The 22,538-nt window shown below is 70.3% G+C and carries 21 protein-coding genes; 5 read left to right on the top strand and 16 right to left on the bottom strand.

Going from position 1 to position 22,538, the window contains the following annotated elements:
- Positions 1-97: 97 nt before the first annotated feature.
- Both ACP699_RS12510 and ACP699_RS12505 read right to left on the bottom strand, forming a co-directional pair.
- A complete protein-coding gene (locus tag ACP699_RS12510; RefSeq protein WP_426171437.1) occupies positions 98-952 on the bottom strand; it encodes a fumarylacetoacetate hydrolase family protein in 855 nt (284 codons plus the stop codon).
- A gap of 13 nt (positions 953-965) precedes the next feature.
- Complete coding sequence (locus tag ACP699_RS12505) at positions 966-1,940, bottom strand: C-terminal binding protein (protein WP_426171435.1); 975 nt, start codon at positions 1,938-1,940, stop codon at positions 966-968.
- 88 nt (positions 1,941-2,028) lie between these two features.
- On the opposite strand from ACP699_RS12505, the gene ACP699_RS12500 reads away from it, so the two are divergent.
- Positions 2,029-2,778 (top strand): SDR family NAD(P)-dependent oxidoreductase, encoded by a 750-nt coding sequence (locus ACP699_RS12500; RefSeq protein ID WP_426171433.1) that lies wholly within the window; start codon positions 2,029-2,031, stop codon positions 2,776-2,778.
- Positions 2,771-3,130 carry a nuclear transport factor 2 family protein gene (locus ACP699_RS12495; protein WP_047523729.1) on the top strand — a complete coding sequence of 120 codons (360 nt, stop codon included), beginning with the start codon at positions 2,771-2,773 and terminating at the stop codon, positions 3,128-3,130. The genes ACP699_RS12500 and ACP699_RS12495 overlap by 8 nt, the downstream gene beginning before the upstream one ends.
- 49 nt (positions 3,131-3,179) lie before the next feature.
- Here ACP699_RS12495 and ACP699_RS12490 read toward each other — a convergent pair whose 3' ends face one another.
- Positions 3,180-3,488, bottom strand: a complete 309-nt coding sequence (locus ACP699_RS12490) for a hypothetical protein (RefSeq protein ID WP_302794205.1) — start codon at positions 3,486-3,488, stop codon at positions 3,180-3,182.
- Positions 3,489-3,558: 70 nt separating this feature from the next.
- Positions 3,559-4,755, bottom strand: a complete 1,197-nt coding sequence (gene dinB / locus ACP699_RS12485; protein ID WP_426171430.1) for a DNA polymerase IV — start codon at positions 4,753-4,755, stop codon at positions 3,559-3,561.
- A gap of 103 nt (positions 4,756-4,858) precedes the next feature.
- Between dinB and ACP699_RS12480 the strand changes: the two genes are divergently transcribed.
- A complete protein-coding gene (locus ACP699_RS12480; protein WP_426171428.1) occupies positions 4,859-5,689 on the top strand; it encodes a hypothetical protein in 831 nt (276 codons plus the stop codon).
- Positions 5,690-5,701: 12 nt separating this feature from the next.
- Here ACP699_RS12480 and ACP699_RS12475 read toward each other — a convergent pair whose 3' ends face one another.
- Genes ACP699_RS12475 through ACP699_RS12450 form a run of 6 tightly spaced genes read right to left on the bottom strand, consistent with a single transcriptional unit; the run spans position 5,702 to position 13,401 of the window.
- Positions 5,702-6,538: an SDR family NAD(P)-dependent oxidoreductase gene (locus ACP699_RS12475; protein WP_426171426.1), complete on the bottom strand. Its 837-nt coding sequence runs from the start codon at positions 6,536-6,538 to the stop codon at positions 5,702-5,704.
- 1 nt (position 6,539) lies between these two features.
- Complete coding sequence (locus tag ACP699_RS12470; RefSeq protein WP_426171424.1) at positions 6,540-7,616, bottom strand: mandelate racemase/muconate lactonizing enzyme family protein; 1,077 nt, start codon at positions 7,614-7,616, stop codon at positions 6,540-6,542.
- Positions 7,613-8,374: an SDR family NAD(P)-dependent oxidoreductase gene (locus ACP699_RS12465; RefSeq protein WP_288970158.1), complete on the bottom strand. Its 762-nt coding sequence runs from the start codon at positions 8,372-8,374 to the stop codon at positions 7,613-7,615. The genes ACP699_RS12470 and ACP699_RS12465 overlap by 4 nt, the downstream gene beginning before the upstream one ends.
- Before the next feature lie 53 nt (positions 8,375-8,427).
- Positions 8,428-9,819, bottom strand: coding sequence for a hypothetical protein (locus tag ACP699_RS12460; RefSeq protein WP_426171421.1), 1,392 nt, complete (start codon positions 9,817-9,819; stop codon positions 8,428-8,430).
- A gap of 34 nt (positions 9,820-9,853) precedes the next feature.
- A complete protein-coding gene (locus tag ACP699_RS12455; protein ID WP_426171419.1) occupies positions 9,854-12,037 on the bottom strand; it encodes a peptidase C14 in 2,184 nt (727 codons plus the stop codon).
- Entirely contained in the window at positions 12,037-13,401 is a 1,365-nt protein-coding gene (locus ACP699_RS12450; RefSeq protein ID WP_288970155.1) for an MFS transporter, read from the bottom strand. The genes ACP699_RS12455 and ACP699_RS12450 overlap by 1 nt, the downstream gene beginning before the upstream one ends.
- Positions 13,402-13,551: 150 nt before the next feature.
- Between ACP699_RS12450 and ACP699_RS12445 the strand changes: the two genes are divergently transcribed.
- Together ACP699_RS12445 and ACP699_RS12440 are read left to right on the top strand one after the other, a co-directional pair.
- On the top strand, positions 13,552-14,202 hold the full coding sequence (locus tag ACP699_RS12445; protein ID WP_017830085.1) for a GntR family transcriptional regulator: 651 nt from the start codon (positions 13,552-13,554) through the stop codon (positions 14,200-14,202).
- 8 nt (positions 14,203-14,210) lie between these two features.
- Positions 14,211-15,053: an SDR family NAD(P)-dependent oxidoreductase gene (locus tag ACP699_RS12440; RefSeq protein ID WP_426171416.1), complete on the top strand. Its 843-nt coding sequence runs from the start codon at positions 14,211-14,213 to the stop codon at positions 15,051-15,053.
- Between the two features lie 229 nt (positions 15,054-15,282).
- Here ACP699_RS12440 and ACP699_RS12435 read toward each other — a convergent pair whose 3' ends face one another.
- From ACP699_RS12435 to ACP699_RS12410, 6 genes are all read right to left on the bottom strand, one after another.
- Positions 15,283-17,448, bottom strand: a complete 2,166-nt coding sequence (locus tag ACP699_RS12435; protein ID WP_426171414.1) for a peptidase C14 — start codon at positions 17,446-17,448, stop codon at positions 15,283-15,285.
- Between the two features lie 108 nt (positions 17,449-17,556).
- On the bottom strand, positions 17,557-18,474 hold the full coding sequence (locus ACP699_RS12430) for a GNAT family N-acetyltransferase (RefSeq protein ID WP_426171412.1): 918 nt from the start codon (positions 18,472-18,474) through the stop codon (positions 17,557-17,559).
- Entirely contained in the window at positions 18,471-19,427 is a 957-nt protein-coding gene (locus ACP699_RS12425) for a Gfo/Idh/MocA family oxidoreductase (protein WP_426171410.1), read from the bottom strand. Before ACP699_RS12425 ends, ACP699_RS12430 begins: the two co-directional genes overlap by 4 nt.
- The gene (locus ACP699_RS12420) at positions 19,424-20,437 is read right to left on the bottom strand and encodes a hydroxyacid dehydrogenase (protein ID WP_426171408.1); all 1,014 of its coding nucleotides are present in this window, start codon (positions 20,435-20,437) and stop codon (positions 19,424-19,426) included. Before ACP699_RS12420 ends, ACP699_RS12425 begins: the two co-directional genes overlap by 4 nt.
- Entirely contained in the window at positions 20,434-21,495 is a 1,062-nt protein-coding gene (locus ACP699_RS12415; RefSeq protein ID WP_426171406.1) for a dihydrodipicolinate synthase family protein, read from the bottom strand. Before ACP699_RS12415 ends, ACP699_RS12420 begins: the two co-directional genes overlap by 4 nt.
- Positions 21,495-22,529, bottom strand: a complete 1,035-nt coding sequence (locus ACP699_RS12410) for an NAD-dependent epimerase/dehydratase family protein (protein ID WP_426171404.1) — start codon at positions 22,527-22,529, stop codon at positions 21,495-21,497. The genes ACP699_RS12415 and ACP699_RS12410 overlap by 1 nt, the downstream gene beginning before the upstream one ends.
- Between the last annotated feature and the right edge of the window lie 9 nt (positions 22,530-22,538).

The raw sequence follows: 22,538 nt of genomic DNA, 5'->3' as shown, positions 1-22,538 counted from the left end.
GACCTCGCGGCAGCACCGACGGCCTCTGCCCGAGGCACGGTGCACTCAGCGAAAGGAACCGTGCCCCGGACACAGGCCGCCGGGTGGATGACGCAGGTCAGCGCAGGTGCACCCGCTCGGTGCGCTGGTGCTGGCGACCGAGGCCCTCGATCTCGATCGTCATCTCATCGCCGTCCTGGAGGTACGGGAACCGGCCGGAGAGCGCGACGCCCTGCGGGGTGCCGGTGTTGATCACGTCGCCGGGCTCGAGCACCAGGTAGTGGCTCAGCTCGTGCACGATCTGCAGCACCGGGAAGATCATGTCGGCGGTCGACGAGTCCTGCCTCGGCTCGCCGTTCACGAAAGACCGCAGCCGCAGCGCCTGCGGGTCGACCTCGTCGGCGGGGACGAGCGCCGGCCCGAGCGGGTTGAACGTCTCGGAGCACTTGCCCTTCGACCACTGCCCGCCCGACACGTCGAGCTGATAGGCGCGCTCGGACACATCGTTCGAGATCGTGTAACCGGCGATGACCTCGCGGGCGGCATCCGGAGACGACAGGTAGCGCGCGGTCTTGCCGATCACGACCGCCAGCTCGACCTCCCAGTCGACCTTCTCCGCACCGGGCGGCAGCAGCACGACATCGTCCGGGCCGACCACCGTGTTGGGGTGTTTAAAGAAGATCACCGGATGCTCGGGCGGCACGGATCCGGACTCGGCCGCGTGGGCGGCGTAGTTCTGGCCGATGCAGATCACCGCGGTCGGGCGGGCGACCGGAGCGCCGATGCGCAGCCCGTCGACAGTGGCTGCGGGAAGCTCGCCGCGACCGAGGGCCTCGCGCACGCGGTCGATGCCGTCGGTGGCGAGGAAGGCACCGTCGATCTCGGCGGTGAGGGGCGACAGGTCGTAGGTGATGCCCGCCTCCCGCGCGTAGGGACGCTCGTGGCCGACGGGGCCGAGTCGCAGGAGTTCCATGGTGTTCCTTCCGTCAGCGCGCAGCGGCGAAGGTCGGGTTGACGATCGGCACGGATTCGCCGGCCAGATAGCGGATGATGTTCTCGGCCGCGTGCACGGGCAGGTCCGCCAGCGCCTCGGGCGAGTACCAGGCGGCGTGCGGGGTGAGCAGCACGTCGTCGAGGTCGCGCAGCGGGGAGTCGGCAGCGAGGGGCTCCCCCGCGAACACGTCGAGCGCCGCGGCGCCCAGGTGCCCGGCACGCAGCGAGGCGGCGAGCGCCTCCTCGTCGATGAGCGGACCGCGGCAGGTGTTCACCACGACAGCACCCCTCTTCATGGTCGCGAGAGCCGCGGCGTCGATCAGATGGCGGGTCTCCGCGGTCAGCGGCACGTGCAGGGTGAGGATGTCGGCCCGGGCCACGGCATCCGGGATCTCGACCAGCTCGCATCCGGCGTCGCGCACCGTGTCGGCGGAGGCATACGGGTCGGCGACGAGCACGCGGAACCCGAGCGCGCGGCAGCCGCGGGCGACCATCGAGCCGATACGGCCGAAGCCGAGCACCGAGACCGTGGTGGCCGAGGGGCGCACGGCGAGCGGGCGGGCGTCGACGGCTTTCCAGGTGCCGGCGCGCACGGCACGGTCGTAGGCGGGGAGGCCGCGGGCCTGCGTCATGATCATCGCGATCGTGTGCGCGGCGACCTCTTCGATGCAGTAGCTCGGGGTGTTCGCGACCGCGATGCCGCGGGCGGTCGCCGCCTCGACGTCGACCATGTCGTAGCCGATGCCGACCCGGCTGATGATGCGCAGGTTCGGCATCCGGTCCATCACCTCGCCGGTGATCTGCGCCCACTGCACGACCAGACCCTCGGCGTCGGAGCCGATGGTGGCGAGGTCGTCGATGCTGCCGGAGGCCGCGCGTTCGGCACGCAGCCCGGCCTGTCGGAGGGTGTCTTCGATGACGGTTCCCGGCAGGTCGCAGTCGCTGACGAGGATGAATGGCTCGGTCATGGATGCGATGCTATAGCATCTAGCAGATGGATGCACGACGCCAGATCGATCGCTCGCCTTCACCATAATTTGCTATAGCATCGATCCCATGACTGCTCGCCGCGCACTGATCACGGGGGCCAGTTCCGGTATCGGAACCGCCGCCGCCCTCGAACTGGCCCGCGAGGGTTCTGCCCTCTGGATCACCTACACGGGGCGGGAAGCCGAAGCCCTCCGCGTCGCCGAGGAGTGCCGCGCCGCGGGGGCGCCCGAAGTACACGTCTCGCGCCTCGACCTGCGTGAGCGGTCATCGATCGACGCCCTGATCGCCGAGGTCGCGGCCGTATGGGGCTCGCTGCATGTGCTCGTCAACAACGGCGGCGTCTGCCCGTACACCTCCTACGACGACATCGAGTTCGACGAGTGGGACATGGTCCTGGAGACCAACGCTCGCGGCACCTTCTTCCTGACCCGCGGCGCTCTCCCGCTGCTCCGTGCCGCTGAGGGCGACCGCTCGGTGATCAACATCGCCTCGATCGCCGGCCAGGTCGGCGCGCTGCAGACCGGCATCCACTACGCGGCCAGCAAGGGGGCGATCCTCGCGATCACCCGCAGCTTCGCGCGGCATCTCGCCCCCGAGGGCATCCGCGTCAACGCCGTCACCCCTGGTCCCGTCGCGAGCGCGATCACCGACCAGCTGCAGGGCGCGGGCCGCGAGAAGCTCGAAGCAGGGATCCCGCTCGGCGCGTTCGGACAACCGGAAGACGTCGCCTGGATCATCGCATCGCTCGCCTCGGAGCGCGCCCGCTTCATCACCGGCGCCACCTACGACGTCAACGGAGGAGTTCGCATTGACTGACCGCACCGCCCGCTCCGTCCTGGACCGCTCTGCCCTCGATACCGTGCAGGCACAGCTCGACGCTTTCAACGCGCACGACCTCGACGCGTTCGTAGCGACCTACGCCGAGGACGCCGTGATCACCGGTGTCGCGCCCGAGCCCGTGGTCGGCTCCGCCGCGATCCGCGCGTTCTACGAGCCTCGACTGCAGAACCCCGAGCTGTCGTGCGTCATCGAGACCAGCGTGCTGTTCGGTACCCGGTGGGTCGTCGCGCAGGAACAGGTCATCAACGCGGGCGTCGCCACCGAGACCATCGCGACGTTCGACGTGGTCGATGGGCTGATCGCACGGGCCTCGATGCTCAAGGCCTGAGCCCAGGCGTCATCTGTCGGATCAGCTCGGGATTCGACCCGCGCCGCCGTCACACCACCTGGACGAGGTCGATCGCACCCATCCCAAAGAGACTGGTCTTCCGGGGCTCGACCGCCGCCATCCTCGGAATCCGCCCGAAGTGCCGATGCTCGGGGGCGATCATCAGGCGGAACGGGCCACTCGCGAGCCCCCGGGTCAGGTGCCCGTCGTACCAGCAAAGAGCCTGACGACGCGAGACTCTCTGTGCCCACGAATGCACGAGAAGCCAGGCGAGGAAGGCGAAGGGGATCAGGACCCAGAGCAGGAGCCCGCGCACCAGCACCACCAGGAACCATCCCGTCTGGCTGAGTACGTTCATCTGCGGTTGTGCCCCTCTTCGGCTCGGCGTCGTCGAGCCCAAAGTACCGGACCGATCCGTGACCCCCTGCTCACTCGTGCTCCGGGAGGATCGGGGACGACCATCCAGGGTCGCGCCCGAGCTGCGCCGCCCGCGAGACGGAAGTCGCACCGTAGCGATCCCGCAGAGTGTCGAGCACGGTGTCGAGGCGGGCCTCGTCACCCCAGTCGATCGGCAGTTCAGGCTGCACACGGTCGGTGTGGTCGAGCTGCGACAGCGAGATGCCGATCAGGGTGATGCCGCGGGCGGTGATCTCGGCGTGCGCGGCGGCGAGCAGTGTGCGCGCGAGGGTGAGCAGCACGGCGGTGCGATCGGTCGGCGCGCGGAGCGAGCGGGAGCGGGTCGCCTTCGAGAAGTCACCGAAGCGCAGGCGCAGCACGACGGTGCGGCAGACGCGATCGCCGTCGCGGAGGCGCCGACCCAGCCGGTCGACGACCTGCGTGAGGATGAGATCGAGTTCCTCGGCAGATCGGGGGCGGGTGCCCAGAGCGCGCTGCGAGCCGATGGACCCGCGTCGCCGAGTACTGTCGACGGGCCGCGGATCCCGCAGACGAGCGAGCGCGTGCACGTGCGCGCCCGTCGCTTTGCCCAGCATCCGCTCGGCGCTCGCCGCCTCGAGCTCGGCGAGCTCTCCGACCGTGCGGATGCCGTAGCGGTGGAGCTTCTCGGCCGTCACGGCGCCCACACCCCACAGGCGTTCCACGGGAAGAGGGAGAAGGAACTCCTCTTCCCGATCGGGCTCCACGACCAGCAGCCCGTCGGGTTTGCTCACGGCGCTGGCGACCTTGGCCAGGAACTTGGTGCGCGCGACCCCGACCGAGATGGCGAGTCCCGCCTCCGCCCGCACGCGTTCACGCAGCCGTGCCGCGATCTGCTCGGGGCTGCCGGCGATGCGTCTGAGACCCCCGACCTCGAGGAACGCCTCGTCGATCGACAGCCCCTCCACGAGAGGGGCGGTGTCACGGAAGATCGCGAACACGTCTTTGCTCGCCGCGGAGTAGGCATCCATGCGCGGCGGGACGACGACGGCATCAGGGCAGAGCTCTCGCGCCTGTCGGCCGCCCATGGCGGTGCGCACCCCGCGCGCCTTCGCTTCGTAGCTCGCCGCCAGCACGACCCCGCCGCCGACGATCACGGGGCGACCGCGCAGTTCGGGCGCATCGCGCTGCTCGACCGACGCGTAGAACGCATCGAGGTCGGCGTGCAGCACCGTCGCTTCCCCACGCATCCCGTTCTCCTGTCGACGTGCGGATCGTCGCACGAACCGGGGACACCGGCAGCGACTTCGAGAGGCGAGACGGCGTGTCTGTGGCGGCCGGTATGGTCGGCGCGTGCCGGAACCGGTGAAGCAGTGGTGGGCGCGACGGCAGTTCTCCCGCGGTCGCGCTGTTCCGTATGACGTGGGCACCTATCGCGCCGGGTGGGCGGCGTATCCGGAACTGGTGCGGCAGTACCACCCGGAGCTGAACCACGGCATCGTCCTGTCGCAGATCCCACTGGCAGCCGACGTGCTCCTGTGCTGGGAGTGCGCGGTCGGGCACCGGTTCGCCGCGACGCCGACCGAGCAGCGCGAGCGTCCTGGACAGGTGCGGCGCCGCTCCGCGTGGTGCCCCGAGTGTTCTGCCCTCGCTCGTCCGCAGCCGGTCGTGCTCGGCGAAGCACGCGCCCGCCCCCGCGCACCCCGTCGCCCCGCGCCCGCGCTCTGCACGAAGACGCCCGGCCTTCCCGCGGGCACCGCGTTCGTGAGCGAGTGCGCCCCGCGGCCCGCTTCGGCAGCAGAGGGCCGCCTGCGAACGGAGCTCGGCGCGGTGATCGACGTCGACCCGACCATGAACGCCGTGAAGGTCTCGCGCCCGTTCTTCCGCCATACCGAGGTCTGGCCCGACATCGTGTTCCCGGAGCTCCGGGTCGCGCTCGAATACGACACCGCCGGCCGTCACGGCCTGGAGCATGTGGGCAGACGCCAAGATGTCGACCTGCGCAAAGATCGCGCCCTCCGCGCCGCGGGCTGGGAGGTGATCCGCATCCGCACCGGGAAGCTCGAACCCCTCGGTCCGCACGACCTCACGCTGTCTTCGGTGAGCGGGAAGAGCATCGCCCGCATCCTCGACGAGCTGCGGGTCATTCGTGGCGCGCTGCTCGTGGATGCCTATCTGCGGTGACGCAGAGCCCGATCAGCGCTCGAAGCGCTCCCGCAAACCCTGGTCGATGGCGATGTCGCCGAACGATGCCGTCCAGGCCCCGTCGACCGCGATCGACTGCCCCGACAGGTAAGGGGCCTCATCCGACAGCAGGAACGCTGTGAGCGCTGCCACCTCTTCGGCGCGGGCGATGCGGCCCATGGGCGGCCCCTCTGCGAGCGCCCGCTCTTCAGCCTCGGGGTCGGCCGCGCGGGCGATCTGCGCCTCCAGATGCGGGGTGCGCACTCCGCCGGGAGCGACGGTGTTGGCGCGGATGCCGAGACCGCCGTACGACACGGCCACGCTGCGGGTGAGGGCGTCGATGCCGCCCTTGGTGAACTCGTAGGCGGCATGGTCGGTGAAGCTGGAGCGTCCGTGGATCGACCCGATGTTCACGATCGCGCCCGGCACGCCCTGATCGACGAAGGCGGAGACGGCGGTCGAGCAGCCCCAGATGTACCCGAAGCCGTTGATGTCGAGCACCTCGCGCACGGTGTGTTCGTCGAGCTCGTGCAGAGGGGTGCGCTTGGTGATGCCGGCGTTGTTGACCCAACCGGCGAGGGGCGCCCTGGCACGGGCGGCAGCGGCGGCGCGCTCGTGCGTCGCGCGATCGGCGGCGTCTCCGAGCACGACCTCGGCCACGATGCCGTCTTCGAGCGTGCCGGAGCCCGGGGAACGCTCGAGCCCGACCACGATCCACCCGTCGGCGGTGAGACGTTCCGCGATGGCACGGCCGATGCCCTTGCCGCTGCCGGTCACGACGACGCTGCGGTTCACAGAGCTGCGGTTCACGATGCTGCGGTTCACAGAGCTGCGCGAGGAGTCTGGCATGTCAGTCCCTCTCGAATCGGAAGACGGTGGGATCGAGCGCGAAGCCGAGGCCCGCGGCATCCGTCGGCCGCACCCGGCCCTCGAACGACGGACCGCCGAGGATGAACGACGGCGCAGGATCGTACGGATTGACGCCGCGGGCGAAGGTCTCGACGCCGATGCCCAGGTGCGCGGTGACCTCAGGATAGACGTGCCCCGACACCGGCACACCGCGCTCGGCCGCCCACGCGATCATCTCGCGGGCCGGTGTCACGCCGCCGATCGCGACCACATCGAGCCGCAGCACGTCGACACCGCCCACCTCGACGAGCGCCTTCAGCACGGCCGGATCGGTGACCTCATCGCCGACCGAGACCGGGAGCCCTGACTCCCGGCGGATGCGCGCGACGCCCTCGGCGTCTTCGGGAAGCAGCGGGTCTTCGAGCCACGCGAGCCGAGGGTCGCCCCACTGCGCGATCTCGGTCAACGCCGTGTCGGCATCGGGCCAGCCGAAGCCCACGTCGACGATCAGGCCGGTCGCATCGGGCAGCTCGGCGTTCAGCATCGCGAGCAGATCACGCATATATGCCGGATCCGGAATGCGGGAGATCTTCACGTTCGTCCAGCCGTCCGCCTGCGCGAGAACCTCGTCGGCCACCTCGCGGGGAGTCCGGTCCGCAGAGGGATACGCGGCGACCAGCATCGACTCGCGAGGACCGTCGCCCGTGCCGAGCAGCGTCCACAGCGGCAGGCCCGCACGCCGCGCGGCGATGTCCCACAGCGCGATGTCGACCAGGCCGATCGCCCGCCGCACCAGGCCCACCCGTCCGACGATGGCGCTGCCGCGCAGCATCCGCTCCCAGGTCGCGGCGGGGTCGTCGGCATCCGCGCCCACCGCGTGCACCGCAACGAGACGGTCGACGATCTCGGCCATCGGCGCTTCCCGCGAGAGGCAGTAGGCCACACCGGTCAGGCCGTCGTCAGCGGTCGCCCGCACCGCGCTGTACTCGCGGCGGGTCACAGTCATCGCTCCCAGGTGCAGGGGTGCGGGGAGCGGCAGCACGGCCGTGGCCGTGTCGATGCGAGCGATCGTCGTCATTCGGGCTTCTTCGCCAGCGGCACGCCGTAGTCGACCATGAACCCGCCGTCGACGTAGAGCGTCTGGCCGTTCATGTACCGCGACTGGTCGGAGACGAGGAAGCTGACCGCGGCGGCGATCTCGCTCGCTTCGGCCAGACGCTTCGCGGGGATGCGCGACAGGATCGTGTCGAGGCTGAGCGTGCCCGCCTCGACACCCTGGCGGAAGACGCCCGTGTCGACGTACCCGGGTGCGACCGCGTTGACCCGCACCCCGCGCGAGGCCCACTCGGCACCCGCGGTCGAGGTCAGACCGATCACCGCGGCCTTCGTCGTGGCGTAGGGGGCGCGTCCCGCAGAGCCGCGCGACGAGATGGAGGAGATGTTCACGATGCGGCCCTCGCCACGCTCCAGCATCCGCTTTCCTGCGGCCTGCAGCGCCGAGAACACCCCGTGCAGGTTGACGTCGACCACGGCCGACCATTCGTCCCAGGTGAGGTCTTCGATGCCGCGGTGGCGCTGGATGCCGGCATTGTTGACGAGCACCTCGATCGGTCCGAGCTCCGTCTCGATCTCGCCGAACACGCGGTCGACACCGGCATGGTCGGTCACATCGAGCTCGCGCCACAGGATGCCGGCCGGGTTGTCGGCGGCGGTGAGTCCGGGAACGCGGTCCGCGGCCACCACGAGATAGCCGTCGGCGGCGAGGCGCTGACCGATCTCCCAGCCGATCCCGGCGGATCCTCCGGTGACGATGGCGACAGGGCGCTGGGCGGTCATTGCTCTCCTCAGAGTGGTCGAGATTTGCTATAGCAAGTGTATCGGGAGTGCCGTCAGCGGTCGAGCAGATCGGCCACGACAGCCACCGCATGCTCCTCGAGCAGGTCGAGCGCCCCGGGCGCGAGAGGCGTCTGCCAGGCCTGATACGCCCCGCGGTCATAGGCGTCGCGCGTCGGCAGATACACGAAACCTGGGCCGTTCGTGAGGTTCATCACCACGATCGGCGTCTCGGGGAATCGGCGGCGCAGCGTGGTCTGCAGCCGCGAGTAGGCCTCGCCCGGATGCCCCACGATCACCGCATCCCCGAGCCGCCAGGCCCAGATCGGATGCTGCACGGTCGGACCGTCGATGTAGCCGTCGCGCAGGTTGCGCGCGCGTCCCAGACGTTCCTCGCGCGAGCGCGGATCGATGTCCTTCCACTCCTCGGCGAGCTCGTCGAGCGTCGGGAGGTCACGCAGCGGCAGTTCCACACTCGTCAGCGAAGAGCCGGCCTCTTCCCCTCCAGCGGCTGCCCGCCCGGTCCAGATCGCGAGCGGAGCACCCGACTCCACGACGCCGTCGAGCGTCAGCTCCTCCCCCGGGGCGGGCAGCGCATCGAGAGCGGCGAGCACCGCGTGTCCGAGCGAGCGTCCGTGCCGGTCGGCGATCGCGACGTCGCCCGTGTACTGCTCGCGCGGAGCCAGCTCGCCCGATGCGCCCTGCACGAACAGGCACGGAGCGCCAGTGGCGGACTCGACGATCTCGCGCATCGCCCCGACGTAGTCCGGCGACACCTCTCGGCTCTGCCAGGCGAGCGTGGTCGGGTGGCACGCGTAGTTCACGAGCGTGCCGCGCACCGCACCGTCGACGCTGAGGCGTCCGATCGTCACGGTGTCATCGGCCTCGCCCGCGGGGTTGTAGCCCACGAGGGCTCGTCCGTCGACGTCGAGCTCGCGGTCGGCCGCCAGGGTGCAGCGCCCGGTGGTCCACTCGATGAGTCCGGGGACCGCGCTCTCCAGCGCCTCGCGCCCGGCGGCGATCCCCGCAGCGGCGAGCGCTTCGAGGTATCCGGGGATCAGCTCGCCGCCCGGAAGATGCGCATCGGCGGCGCACAGCACCGCACCGGCGTGGGTGTGCGAGAGCGAGAGCATCAGCTGGTCGGGGTCGAGCCCCAGCCCGTCGAGGATCGCCCCGCGCACGCCCTGCTCGTCGGCGACGCGACGCCACCACGTGCCATCCACCGCGAGCAGCACGCGCGGGCGCTCGTCGGCGGAGACCACGGCGAGCGCGGTGAGCTCGAACGGACGGTGCGCCCCCTCGGAGCGCTCCCAGTCGGCGGGGCCCCAGTTCTTCGCCCGGATGCCGGTGGGCGGGGTGATGTCGCGCCGGGCGACGCCGATGCGCGCCTGGGTGCGGGGGATGCGGATGCGATCGCCGAGTTTCGTGGCAGATGCGGTGTCGTTCACGCGTGGTCCTCCCTGTTCTCCATGATGCCGCCGCTCAGGCGGTTTTCAGCACGTCGGCGATCAGGACACGCTCACCGTCTGCGGGGAGATCGGTCTCGACGCCGCGCTCGACCGTGTCGCTGTAGAGCAGCGTCGACGGCTCGGAGAAGCCCGCGGCCAACCGCAGCCGTCCTCCGACGAACTGTGCGCCGGTGACCCGCGCGTGGTTGATGCCCGCGCCGATGTCGACGTGCGCCGCACCCTTCGGCACCGTGGACGTCATACCGCTCAGCCGCCAGGTGATCACGCCCGCGCCGCCGGCCCGCGACAGCATGGCGCCCTCGCCGCGCTCCGTGCTCAGCTCGACACCCTCGAGCACGATGGCCTGGTCGCGCACCGCGGTCGCCGTGAGCACGACGTCACGGACCGTGCCGCCCCGGATGGTCACCCTCGACCCGCCGAGTTCGGCGGGGGCGCCGGTCGCCGGACCGCTCAGGCGGCAGTCGACGAACTCGACCGCTCCGGATCCCCGAGCCTTCATCCCGTCGATTCCGGTGATCGTGCAGCGTGCGAAACTCACGGGGACCGTGACGGGGGTCTGGATGAGCACCTGGTCCTTGGGGAGCGCGAAGGTGCAGTCCTCGATGGTCGTCGGCCGCGACGACCTGGTCGATCGCTGGCCGATGGCCAGCAGCCCCGCGGTGCACCCTCGCAGCTGGGCGCCGTCGGCGTTGATCGTCATGGTCGCCTGGGGGTCGAAGGTCGATCGCCCGATCACCCGGACGTTCTCGAGCGTCAGGTCGCTGATCTTCGTGCCCGCGACGAACCACGAGCAGACGTGGTCGCGCACCGTGATGCGCTTGGCTGCGGTGCCCCATTGCGCGCCGGAGTTGGCGATGTCCATCAGCCCCGAGCACCCGATGAAGGTGAGGTCGTGCTCGTACTGACCGTGCGTGGTGAACGGGTTCCCGCCCTGGTCGTCACCGTCGCCGTGGCAGTTCTCGACGATGCAGTACGCACTGGCGGTCAGATCGTTGAGATGCCGCGCGTTCGACGATGTGCAGTCGCTCACCCGCCCGTAGAGGCTGTAGATCTGCTGCGTGAGGTAGCCCGCGCCGCCGTAGAAGACCGTGGGCGGGTTCTCGACCGAGCAGCGTTCGGTCGTGAAGTGGGTGTTCCACCGCCGCATGATGACCGGCCACCAGGTGCGACTGGCGTGCACGTCGGCGACATCGCAGTGGATCGCGTACTCGAAGGCGATCGGGTGCGATCCGGTGAGCTCGCGAGAGTCCGGGAAGGAGCCGTCCGTCGGTCCGTCGAAGGGACCGGCCCCGAGGAACCGCATGTTCGAGATGCGCACGCCCTCGACCGGATCCATCCGACGCCAGATGAGCTTTCGCCCCGTGTCGAGCGGCCAGCCGTTCAGGTAGTCGATCCGGATGTGCGTTCCGTCGATCTGCTGCGTCACCCGGACGAATCGCTGGATCTCGCGCTCATCGGCTCCGCCTCCGGCGACCGTGTCGCACTGTAGCGCCCACCAGGAGTCCACGGGGAACGCCGCCGCATCAGGCACAGTCACCGCGTCCGTCAGCTCGGGCCAGCCCTCTGCCAGGCGGTGCTCGACCACCACGTCCCGCGACACCCCGGTGAAGAACATCACCGCACCGAAGGGGTTGTCGTGGGTGTTCGCCTCGATCCCGTCCGTCGTGATGACGTGGCCCCCGAAGTCGATCTCGATGTGGGAGCGGGTGAAGCGATGCCGTCGCTGGAACAGCAGGTCGGTGCTCGCCGCGATCCGCTTGACGCGGATGTCGTTCACCATCGCGGCGAGCGCGTCATCGGCCGCCGTCTCGGGCCCGGTGATGCCGAAGACCCGGAAGTCGACGGTGCCGTCGTGCTGCAGCAGCCATCTGCTGCCGCGCTTTCCGGCGATCACCGTGCCGCCGTTGGCCTCGATGTCCGCAGCCTCGACCCCCACGTAAACGAGTAGTCCGGCGTCGCCGGGCGTCCGGTAACCGGCGACGATCGCCACCTCGCCGTCGCGCGCACGGCGCCGGGACAGCTCGGAGACCGAGTCCGCCCTGGTGATGTCCTTCGCCCCCGCCGCGGTGGGAGCCCCCTGCGCGGGTGACGCAGCGGCCAGGGAGCCGGCCGCACCGAGCGCGACCGCACCGAACCCCGCCACGAGGGCGCGTCGACTCGTCGAACGCACACGCGCATCCGCGTCGCTGCGGGACATCACCGCACCCCGGACTTCGCGTCTGCGGCGAGCAGCGCTTCGGCCGGAACAGTGAAGTCCGCCCGTCGGCTGAGCACGAAGGCGATGGTCGCACCGAGCAGCGTGAGTCCGGCGATCAGGAGCAGACCCCAGATCGCCGACCCCGTGGTCTCGCTGATCCAGCCGATCGCGTACGGACCGGCGAATCCGGCGAGGTTGCCGACCGAGTTGATGAAGGCGAGTCCGGCAGCCGCCGCCGTGCCGGTGAGCACCATGGGCGGCAGACTCCAGAACAGCGGCGTCGTCGAGAACAGCGCCGACATCCCGACGCACAGCGCCGCGAGCGCGAGGATCGGCGTGCCCTGCGCCGCGACCGCCGCGATGAGCGACAGCGCGGTGATGGTGAGCGTGATGCCGATCTGCAGCGGGATGTTGCCCTGCTTGCGGGCGGCACGCTCCCACGGGAGCATGACGAGTGCGGCGCACAGATTCGGCAGCGCGACGATCCACCCCGTCGTGGAGTTGGAGAAGTCGCCCATGCTCTTCACGATCGTGGGCAACCACATGCCGAGCCCGTACGCGCCGAACACCACACCGAAGAACAGCACGATCAGGGTCCACAGGCGTCCGTTGCTGAACACCTCGCGCAGGCGCAGACGCCCGTGCTTCTGCTCGGTCGCCGCTGTCTCGGCCGCCAGGGTGTCGTTGATCCACCGCTGCTCGGTCGGGTCGAGCCAGCGCGCATCCTGCGGACGGTCGGGCAGCCAGAAGAAGACGACGAAGGCGAGGAGTACAGCGGGGAGGCCCTGCAGGAGGAAGACCAGCTGCCAACCGTCCAGACCCCACATGCCGTGGAGCTCGAGCATCCAGCCGGAGAGGGGCGCGGCGACGGCGTTCGCGATCGGGTTCGACAGCACGAACACTGCGAGCACCTGGGTGCGGTACTGCCGCGGGAACCAGAGCGTGAGGTAGAGGAGCACGCCGGGGAAGAAGCCGGCCTCGGCGATGCCGAGCACGAACCGGGCGATCGCGAACTGGGTGGCATCCTGCACGAAGGCGGTGAGGGCGGCGACGAGTCCCCAGGAGACCATGATGCGGGCGATCCACTTACGGGCGCCGAAGCGCTCGAGCAGGAGGTTGCTGGGCACTTCGAACAGCAGGTACCCGATGAAGAAGATGCCGGCGGCGAACCCGAAGGCGGCCTCGGTGATCTGCAGTGCCGCCGTCATCTCCAGCTTGGCGAAGCCCGCGTTGTTGCGGTCCATGTAGGCGACGAGGTACAGCAACCCGAGGAACGGGCCCAGACGCCAGATCGCCTTCTTCATGGCGGAGGCTCCGACCTCCTCCGGTGTTCGCGTATCGGGTGCGGATGCGTTCCCGGCCATGGACAACTCCTTCGTCATCGTTCGAGTGGGCTTGCTATAGCATCTAGCAAATCCCTGGCCGTGTCCACTCATCCGGAAAATGCCATAGCATCGAGCGAACGAATTCGCGCCTCTCGACGAGACGGAACCGCGGATCGAGAAGGGCACCGAATGCGCAGCGTCTCGGATCAGAACATCGCCGAACAGGTCGCAGACGAGCTGCGCGCGGCCATCCACTCCGGAGAGCTCGCCCCCGGCGAGCGCCTGGTCGAGCGCAAGCTCGCCGACCGGCTCGGTGTCAGCCACATCCCGGTGCGCGAGGCCCTGACCCGGCTCGCCGAGGAGCGCCTGATCACCCGCGAGCCCCGCCGCGGCGCTCGTGTCGCCCAGCTGAGCGCGCAGGACCTGGAGGAGATCTCCAGCCTGCGGATCGTGCTGGAGCAGTTCATGGCGATCCGTGTGCAGGAGCGATGGAGCGAGGAATCCGCCGCCCGGCTCGGAGCCATCATCCAGGCGATGGCGGATGCGGCCCCCGGCGACATCGACGAGGTGCTGCGCCAGGACCGCCTCTTCCACGAGACGCTCGCCGATCTCGCCGAGCACCGCTTCCTCGACGAGCTGAGCGGACAGTTGCGCGGCCGGATCACCGGATTCCTGCATGCCGCCAACGCGGCCCTCGACCCCGCAGAGCAGGAGGAGCACGTGCGCAGCCACCAGCAGATCGTCGACGCCATCGCGAGCGGCGACCCCGAGCGGGCGCAGGCCGTGATCGCCGAGCATGTGACCAGGGCCGTCGAGCGCATCACCCCCACGGCCGAGTGATCCGCGCCGTGACCCCGCAGACGATCGTCCTCACCGGAGCCTCCGACGGGATCGGCGCAGCGGCCGCCCGCCAGCTCGCCTCCTCCCCGCATCGCCTCATCCTCGTCGGCCGGTCGGTCGAGAAGACCCGCGCCATCGCCGAGGAGACGGGCGCTGCGTGGTTCACCGCCGACTTCGCGCGCCTCGACGACGTGCGAGCACTGGCCGCGAAGATCAGCGATGCCGTCGGCGACAGCGGCATCCACGTGCTGGCGAACAACGCCGGCGGAATCTTCGGGGATCAGACCCCGACGGTCGACGGCTTCGAGAAGACCATGCAGGTCAACCACCTGGCGCCGTTCCTGCTCACGAACCTGCTGCTCCCCCACGTGCTGAAGGCCGAAGGCTCAGTCATCAACACCTCCAGCATCGCCCACCGCCTGTTCGGTCATCTCGACGTGGACGACCTCGACAACCGCCACCGCTTCAGCCCGAACAAGGCCTACGGCGATGCCAAGCTCGCGAACGTGCTGTTCGCCAAGAGCCTGCACACGAAGTTCCACGCCCAGGGGCTGAGCGCGGTCGCCTTCCACCCCGGCACCGTGCAGACGAACTTCGCGTCCGACTCGTCGAGCATCATGCGGCTGCTCTACCGCACCCCGCTCAAGCACCTCATGCTCATCGGTGCGGACAAGGGCGGTGCGACACTGCGCTGGTTCATCGAGGGAACCCCCGGTGAGACCTGGTTCTCCGGCGCCTACTACGACGAGCGCCAGCTGACCACGAAGATCAATCCGCAGGTGAACGACGCCGCCCTCGCCGAGGCCCTCTGGCAGCGCAGCGCCGAGCTCGTCGGCATCCCTGCCACGTAGCCCGAACGCATCGAACGGCCCCGGCTCGCCTGCCCGGTTCGCGTTCCCCGGTTCGTCTCCCCGGAGTGCGCACCTGTCGGGAGATCTCACGGATGTCGGACCGGAACAGGCTTACCGGTCCGACATCCGGACACTCTCCCGACGGATGCACCTCCCGACGGATGCACCTCCCGACGGATGCACCTCCCGACGGATGCTCCGCCCCGGAGGCCCGCGCCCGGGCGGCGCGTCAGACCACGAGGTTCGCGGTATCCACCACACGCGGGCCCGCGGCGGGGAAGGCCGTGCGGGTCACACCCGACTCGACGTTGCCGGTGTGCAGCAGCGTGGACGATGCGCCGAACGCGGCATCCGCCAGCTCGATCGCGCCGCCTTCGAAACGGTTGCCGACGGCGCGGTAGTGGGTCGCTCCCTTCGTGACCGCGACATGCGTGGCCGACCCCTCCGCACGGAAAGTGCTGTCGGACAGCGTCAGGTGCAGCTCGCCGTCGCCGGCGCGCGAGACACCGGTGCCGCCCTTGATCGCGACATCCGACCCCGCGATCTCGACCGCCTGCCGCTCCCCTCGTGCCGCGGCGATGCGGGCGTTGCGGAGCGTCGATCCCTCGAACCGCAGCCGCTCCGACGATGTCACGACCGGCGCCGCGTCGTCGGCGGCCATGAGCGTCGAGCCGCGGAACGTGACTGCTCCGGCCCCCGCGATCTTCATGCCGCCGACCCGGTCGAGCACGGTGTCGACGAACGTGACCGGCGTCTTCACCGTGGCGTTGGTGAGCTCCCCCGGTGCGACGAAGGTGAAGTGCGAATCGGCGATCACGGTCGGTCGCGCGGAGTTGTCCGAGGCCTGCGTGATCACGAGGGTGTCGGATGCCGTGCAGCCGCGCAGCTGCGCGCCGTCGGCGTTGATCCACAGCATGCCCGATCCCGCGAGCGACGGCTTGCCGATCACCTGCACGTCTTCGAGGGTGAGGTCGGTGATGCGCACGCGGGCGACGAACCACGAGCACACGTGCTTGCGCACCGTGATGCGCTTGGCCGCCGATCCCCAGGCCGCCCCCGAGTTCGCGAAGGTCATCAGCCCCGAGTTGCCGGTGTACGTGAGGTCGTGCTCGTACTGTCCGTGCGTGACGAACGGCCCCTGGTCGTCACCGTCGCCGTGGCAGTTCTCCACCAGGCAGTAGGCACTCGCGGTGAAGTCGTTCAGGTGCCGGGCGTTCGCGGTGTGGCAGTTGGCGACGTATCCGTAGAGGCAGTAGATCTGCTGCGTCAGGTAGCCGGCCCCACCCCAGGTGACCGACGTCGGGTTCTTCAGCGTGCAGCTCACGGTCGAGTAGTACGTGTTCCACCGGCGCTGGATCAGCGGCCAGAAGGTGCCGGTGCCGTCGATGTGGTCGACGTCGCAGCGCACCGCGTACTCGAAGGCCAACGGGTGCGAGCCCGTGTACTCGTCGGTCCCGGTGCCGAGGAACTTCAGGTTCGACACCGTCACGTCATGCACCGGAACGACGCGACGCCAGGTCATCGTGCGGTCTTTGCCGAGCGGCCAGCCGTTCTTGTAGTTGATGCGGATGTGCGTGCCATCGACGATCTGCGTGACCTGCACCAGCCGCTGCAGCTCGCGCTCCCAGCGGCCCGACAGCGCGTTCACCTCGGCGGCGTACCAGTCGCCGACCGCGAAGAACGAGGAGTCGGCGACCGGGAAGATGTCACCCAGGTCGGGAACCACCTCGCCGAGCTTCGCCTCCTGCAGGGCATCCGTCACCTCGCCGCGGAAGAACATGACCGCCGCGAAGGGGTCGTCCTTGCCCGCATTCTCGATGCCGACGGTCGTCATGAGGTGCCCGCCGAAGTCGAACGCGATGTTCGACCGCGAGAACCTGTGGCGACGCACGAAGTTGAGGGGGCTGTGCCCCTCGATGCGGTGGATACTCGCATCGTTCACCATGGCGTCGAGCGCGTCGTCGGCGTTGACGCTCGCATCCATGATCCCGAACATCCGGAAGTCCACGACCCCCTCGTGCACGAGCACCCATGCCCCGCCCTTCGGAGCGGCGAGCACGGTGCCGCCGTTCGCCGCCGGAGCGTTCTTCTTCACGAAGCGGTACAGCCCGCCGCCCCCGTCACCGGCCGCGGCGTACCCGGTCGTGCGGACCAGATCGCCGTCCTTGCCCTTGCGCGTGACGAGACCGGTCGCCGTGCCGCCGTTCGCCACAGACGAGGAGCCCGAGTTGCCCTGCGTGACGATCGGGCCGGCGGCCTGCGCGGGGGTCTGCGCGCTGACGGCCGCCACGCCGCCGATGGCTGCCGCTCCGAAACCGGCGAGCAGCATGCGTCTGCTGCGCAGAGCAGCGGTGTCGGTCTTCTCCTGCGGGGTCGTGCTCGTCTTCTGGGTCATGCTCATCCTCCTTGCGGCGTCATCGCCGCGGTCAGGCGTCCGGTCGTTCGGCCGGGCCGCATCATCCGATCGATCCCCAGTCCCCAGTGCTTTCTCCGAGCGGGTCGCTCAGAAGTAGTCGCCCGCCGTGAAGTGGCGGATGCCGCGCAGCCGCGCCTCACGCCGCAGCGGACGGATCATCCCGGTGCGGTCGTCCTGCCTCACGGCCGCGGGGGCGAAGGCGCGGAGTGCGCGATCCTCATCCTCGAGAGCGGGGACGGCGAGATCGCACGACGTCACCCCGGCGGATGCCCAGTCCGCGCCGATGGCAGAGAGCAGGTCATCGCGCGCAGCACCGCGCCCCGGAAGCACGGCACTCTCCAGGAGCATGCCGACGTCGCCGCGGCGCTCGGCGATCGCATAGCCGACGAGCGCCGATCCCTCGACCCGGAGGTACAGTGTCGCGCCCCTCATACGCACCTCGGCCATCGCCCGGTCGCGGTCGCCGCGCACCGGGGCCAGGACCACTCGACCTGCGCGCGAACGCTCGTAGACCTCCCGCAGTGGGCGGAGGCTCCCGAGCCCCACGGTCTCGCGCACGACCAGCCCCTCGGTCTCGGCCGACACGGGAGGGCTCCACGGCCCGACCAGGGTGCGCGGCATGGAGAAGGTCTCGAACCCGCTCGAGTGATACACCTCCGGGGTGCCGGTGAACAGCAGCGCCCAGTCGGCGTCGCGCCCGGCCTGCAACGTCGCGGTGACGAGCCTGCGGGCCAGGCCCTGTCCCCTGGAGCGCTCGGCGACCGCGACGCTGCCGATCGCCTGCACCTCGGCGATGCCGCCGTCGGATTCGCGCAGCCGCTTGGGCAGACCGTAGATCGACCCGCACAGGCCCTCATCGTCTTCGGCCACGATCGTGTGGGCGAACCGTTCGTCGTCGATGAGCCACTGGTCAGGCGTGAGCGCAGGGGTGAACGCGGTCGCCCACAGCGCGGTGAGCGCGGGCTCGTCCTCGACGCGCGCGGCCCGGATGCGCTGGTCGCTCATGCGTCGCCCCGCGCGATCTCGGCGGCACGGATGCTGTTCGCCACGACGCTCCGCGCCTCGTGCCAGGGCGCCACGGTCGCCCCCGCGGGCGCCGCATCGAGCAGCGCGCGGATCAGGCCGCGGAACCCGAGCTCGTCGTTCGCGTCCGCACCTCCCTCCGCACCGACATCGAGCGCGACCGAGCGGATGCCGGTGGTCGTCACCACATCCACCCCGTAGGCGTCCACACCGGGCGCGCCGGTGATCAGCACCTGCACCGGCACCTCGCGCTCCGCACCGGGCATTCGCACCATGCCCTCGACGCCGGCGGCATCCTCGGACGCCGTGGCCGATCCGTGGCGCGAGCGCGTCCAGCCCGATCCCGAGACGAGAGCAGCACCCGGCAGCAGCACGTCGAGCATCTCCCAGGCGTGCACCCCCACCGTCACCGCCGTGCCTCCGCCGCGCTTTGGGTCGTCCTGCCATGCGCGCTCCGGCAGCTGGAAGGCTGCATTGTCGTGCTGGGCGTGCACACGGAGCGCGAGCACATCGTGACCCGCGACCTCCTCGGCGAGAGCTCTGAGCGCAGGCGCGAAGCGGAGGACTGAGCTCGTGCCGACGGGGACGGAGGATGCCACGAGCGCGCGGTCGACCTCGACGAGCTGCGCAGCCGTCGCCGCCATCACCTTGTTCACGAAGACCGGAGCGGCTCCGCTGCCGAGCGCCTGCAGGAAGGGTCTGACCTCGTGCGGACGCGGTGTCGCGATGACGAGGTCGGGTCGGAGCGCCGCGAGCTCGCCGACCGAGGCCGCCGTGACCCCGCCGAAGCGTGCCGCGAACGCGCTCGCCGCTGCCGCATCCGCATCGTGCACCCCGACGACCTCGACGCCGAGCGCTCGGACGTTCGCGGCGTCGGTGTGCGGATGAGAGTGCGCGAGCCCGGCGAAGGCCACGCGCAGCGGCGTCCCGGTCATGCCATCGACGACAGCTGGTCGCGGGAGACGGTGTGTGCGAGGGAACGCCCCGCGGCGAAGGCCTCGACCTCGTCGGCGACGATCCGTCCCTGACGCCGTCGCCCCTGACTCGTGCCGGCCGCCCGATGCGGGGTCACCAGCGCGCCGGGCAGCGTCCGGAACGGACTGTCCGCGGCGAACGGCTCCTCGTCGAACACGTCGATCGCGGCGTTGAGCCTGCCGCGCTGCAGCTCCTCGATCAGCGCGGCCTCGTCGACCAGCCACGAGCGCGCGGTGTTCACGAGCCCCGCGCCGTCGCGCATCAGGGCGAGCTCGCGGCGACCGATGAGATGGTGGGTCTCGGGCAGCGTGGGAGCATGCACCGCGACGATCTGCGCGCGCCGCAGCGCCTCGTCGAGCGGCACGAGCTCGGCTCCGAGAGCCGTCGCCGCGTCGGCATCGATCGTCGGGTCGACCAGCAGCGCTTCGGCCCCGAGCGCACGGATCAGTTCGAGGTAGGCCCGCCCGGTGCGGGAGGCGCCGATCACGGCGATGGGTGTGCCGAGGATCTCGCGCTGCACGCCCACGGCATCCGCGTCGTACCAGCCGTCGCCGGAGCGCAGGGCGTTGTGCATCTCGGGCACCCGGTGCAGCAGCGCGAGCGTGAACGTCAGCGACACCTCGGCCACCGGCCGCGCCATACCCGCACCGGCCTGGGTGACCAGGATGCCGCGGTCGAACAGCTCGTCGGTCGCGAAGGGCTTGATCGTCGCACCGGTGTGCGCGATCAGTGCGAGCGCGGGCAGCGATGCCAGCACCGCGGCGTCGAACGGGCCGACGCCCCAGCTCGTGATGACGATGCGCGCCTCGGCGAGCTCCGCGTCCGCGAGGCGGTCGACACGCAGGAAGGTGCCCCCGAGACGAGCCGCGACCGCACGCAGGCGCTCCGCATCCTCGTCGGAGAAGAACTCCGTGAAGAGCTCTTCCGAGACGACCGCGACCACGGTCGGCACACTCCTCTGCGCGCTCATCTCAACCAGGCCTCGAGGTTCTCGGCGATGAAAGCGTCGTCGTTCAGGTCGGGGTAGGCGTGACGCACCCGCGCGATCTCCTCGGCCTGTCCTGGTGAGAGACCCTCCGCGGGGTCGAGGCACCAGACGCCGTCGAGCAGACCCTGCTGGCGCAGCATCTCGTGCACGCCGGCGATCACGCCGTCGAAGTCGTTGCCGGGATCGAACACGGCCTGGTTGACGTCGACCATGTCGGAGGCGACGAGACCGAGCTCGCGGTAGGCCTGCGCATCGCCGGCCATCGCCCGCTGCGCGCGTTCGAGGAGAGCGACGGCGGCGCGCGTGCCGACCGCCCACTGGCCGAGCAGCCCGCCGACGAAGCGCAGCGTGCGCGCACCCGAGGGCGAATCCACGTGGAATTCGGAGAGCAGGTCGGCCACGATCGCATCGTCGTTCCCGGTGTAGAGCGCGATCTCGTCGGCGCGGCCCGAGGCCGCGACGCCGCGCACCAGCTCGAGCGTGCGGTAGCGGTCGAAGGGGGCGGCTTTGACCGCGACGACGGCCGGGATCGAGGCGAACTCGCGCCAGAAGTCGCGGTCGAGCACGGGACCGCCGATCGCGGTCTGCAGGTAGAAGCCGACCACCGGCAGCACGTCGCCCACCGCCCGGGCGCGCTCCAGCAGGGCGCGCTCGTCGGCTCCGGCCACGCGAGGGCTCACCAGCACGGCGTCGTAGCCCAGGCCACGGGCGAGCTCGGCCTCGGCGACCGCCTGAGCCGTGCCACCGGCGACACCGGCGATGCGTACGACGTCGGCGCTCGCCCGCGCGTTGAGCTCTTCCGCGGCGAGCGCGAGCACGGGCTCGAACAGGGCGTGCTCCGGATCGCGGATCTCGAACTGGGTGGTGTGCACTCCCACGGCGATGCCCCCGGCACCGGCGTCGAGGTAGTAGCGGGTGAGGGCGCGCTGACGGCGTTCGTCGATGCGCCGATCGGCGGTGAGCGCGAGCGGATGCGCCGGGATCACGGCGCCGCGGGCGAGGGTCGCCGCAGCCTCCGGTCGCAGGGTGGGAACCGCCATCAGAACTTCCCGTCCCGCACGGCCCACTTGGTCGGCTTGGCGATCATCGGAAGGCCCTTCTCGATCCAGTCCGCCTGCAGCCCGATCAGCGTCTCGGCCGAGACGGACGGGTAGCCGAACAGGGCCATGCAGCGCCGGGCATCGCTGAGCAGCGCGGTGGGCTGGGGCTCGTCGACGACCGTGACCTCGCGGTCGAACAGGGTGCCGAATCGACGGGCGATCGACTCCACGCTCAGCAGCTCGGGGCCGGTGAGGTTGATCGCGAACGGGGCGGTCGAGGCGTGCACGAGGCTGCGCAACACGACCTCGTTCGCATACCCCTGCCAGATCACGTTGACGTTGGCCGTCGCGACCGACACGGGCTGGCCCGCATGCACGGCGCTGCCGATGTCGGCGAGCACCCCGTAGCGCAGGTCGACGGCGTAGTTGAGGCGGATGATCGCGACCTTCGTGCCACGCTCCTGGGCGCCGAACTCGAAGACCCGCTCGCGCCCGAGGCACGACTGCGCGTACTCGCCGATCGGTGCGGGCTGCACCTCTTCGGATGCACCGCCGGAGGACGCGGGCAGGAACGGGTAGACGTTGCCCGTCGAGAGCACCGAGATGGCACTGTCGCGGTAGCGGCGGGCTACCCGATCGGGCAGGGCGGCGTTGACCTCCCACGCCCACGAGGCGTTGGTCGCGGCTCCGAACTTCGCCCCGACCATGAACACCACGTTGGGGGCGTCCGGCAGCGATGCGAAGTCGTCGTTCTCGATCAGGTCGAACGGGACGACCTTCACCCCCGCGGTCTCCAGACGCTCGCGGATCGCCGCGTCACCGAAGCGGGAGACGGCGTAGACCGCGTCGCCCTGGCGCCCGGCGGCATCCATCCCGCGGCGCGCGAGCATGGCCAGCGTCGGGCCCATCTTGCCCCCGGCGCCGAGGATCACGAGGTCGCCCGCACCCCGTGCGAGGTCGTCGATCAGGCCGGCGCTCGGAGTGGCGAGCGCCTCCTCGAGCTCCGCCTCGGAAGTGAACTGGTGCTGAGTCATGTGGTGCTT

Origin of the sequence: Microbacterium sp. DWRC1-3 (assembly GCF_049896645.1) — a bacterium.
In the GTDB taxonomy this organism is placed as follows: domain Bacteria; phylum Actinomycetota; class Actinomycetes; order Actinomycetales; family Microbacteriaceae; genus Microbacterium; species Microbacterium maritypicum.
Note: the sequence above shows the minus strand (reverse complement) of the source record. Positions and strands in the feature narration are given on the sequence as shown.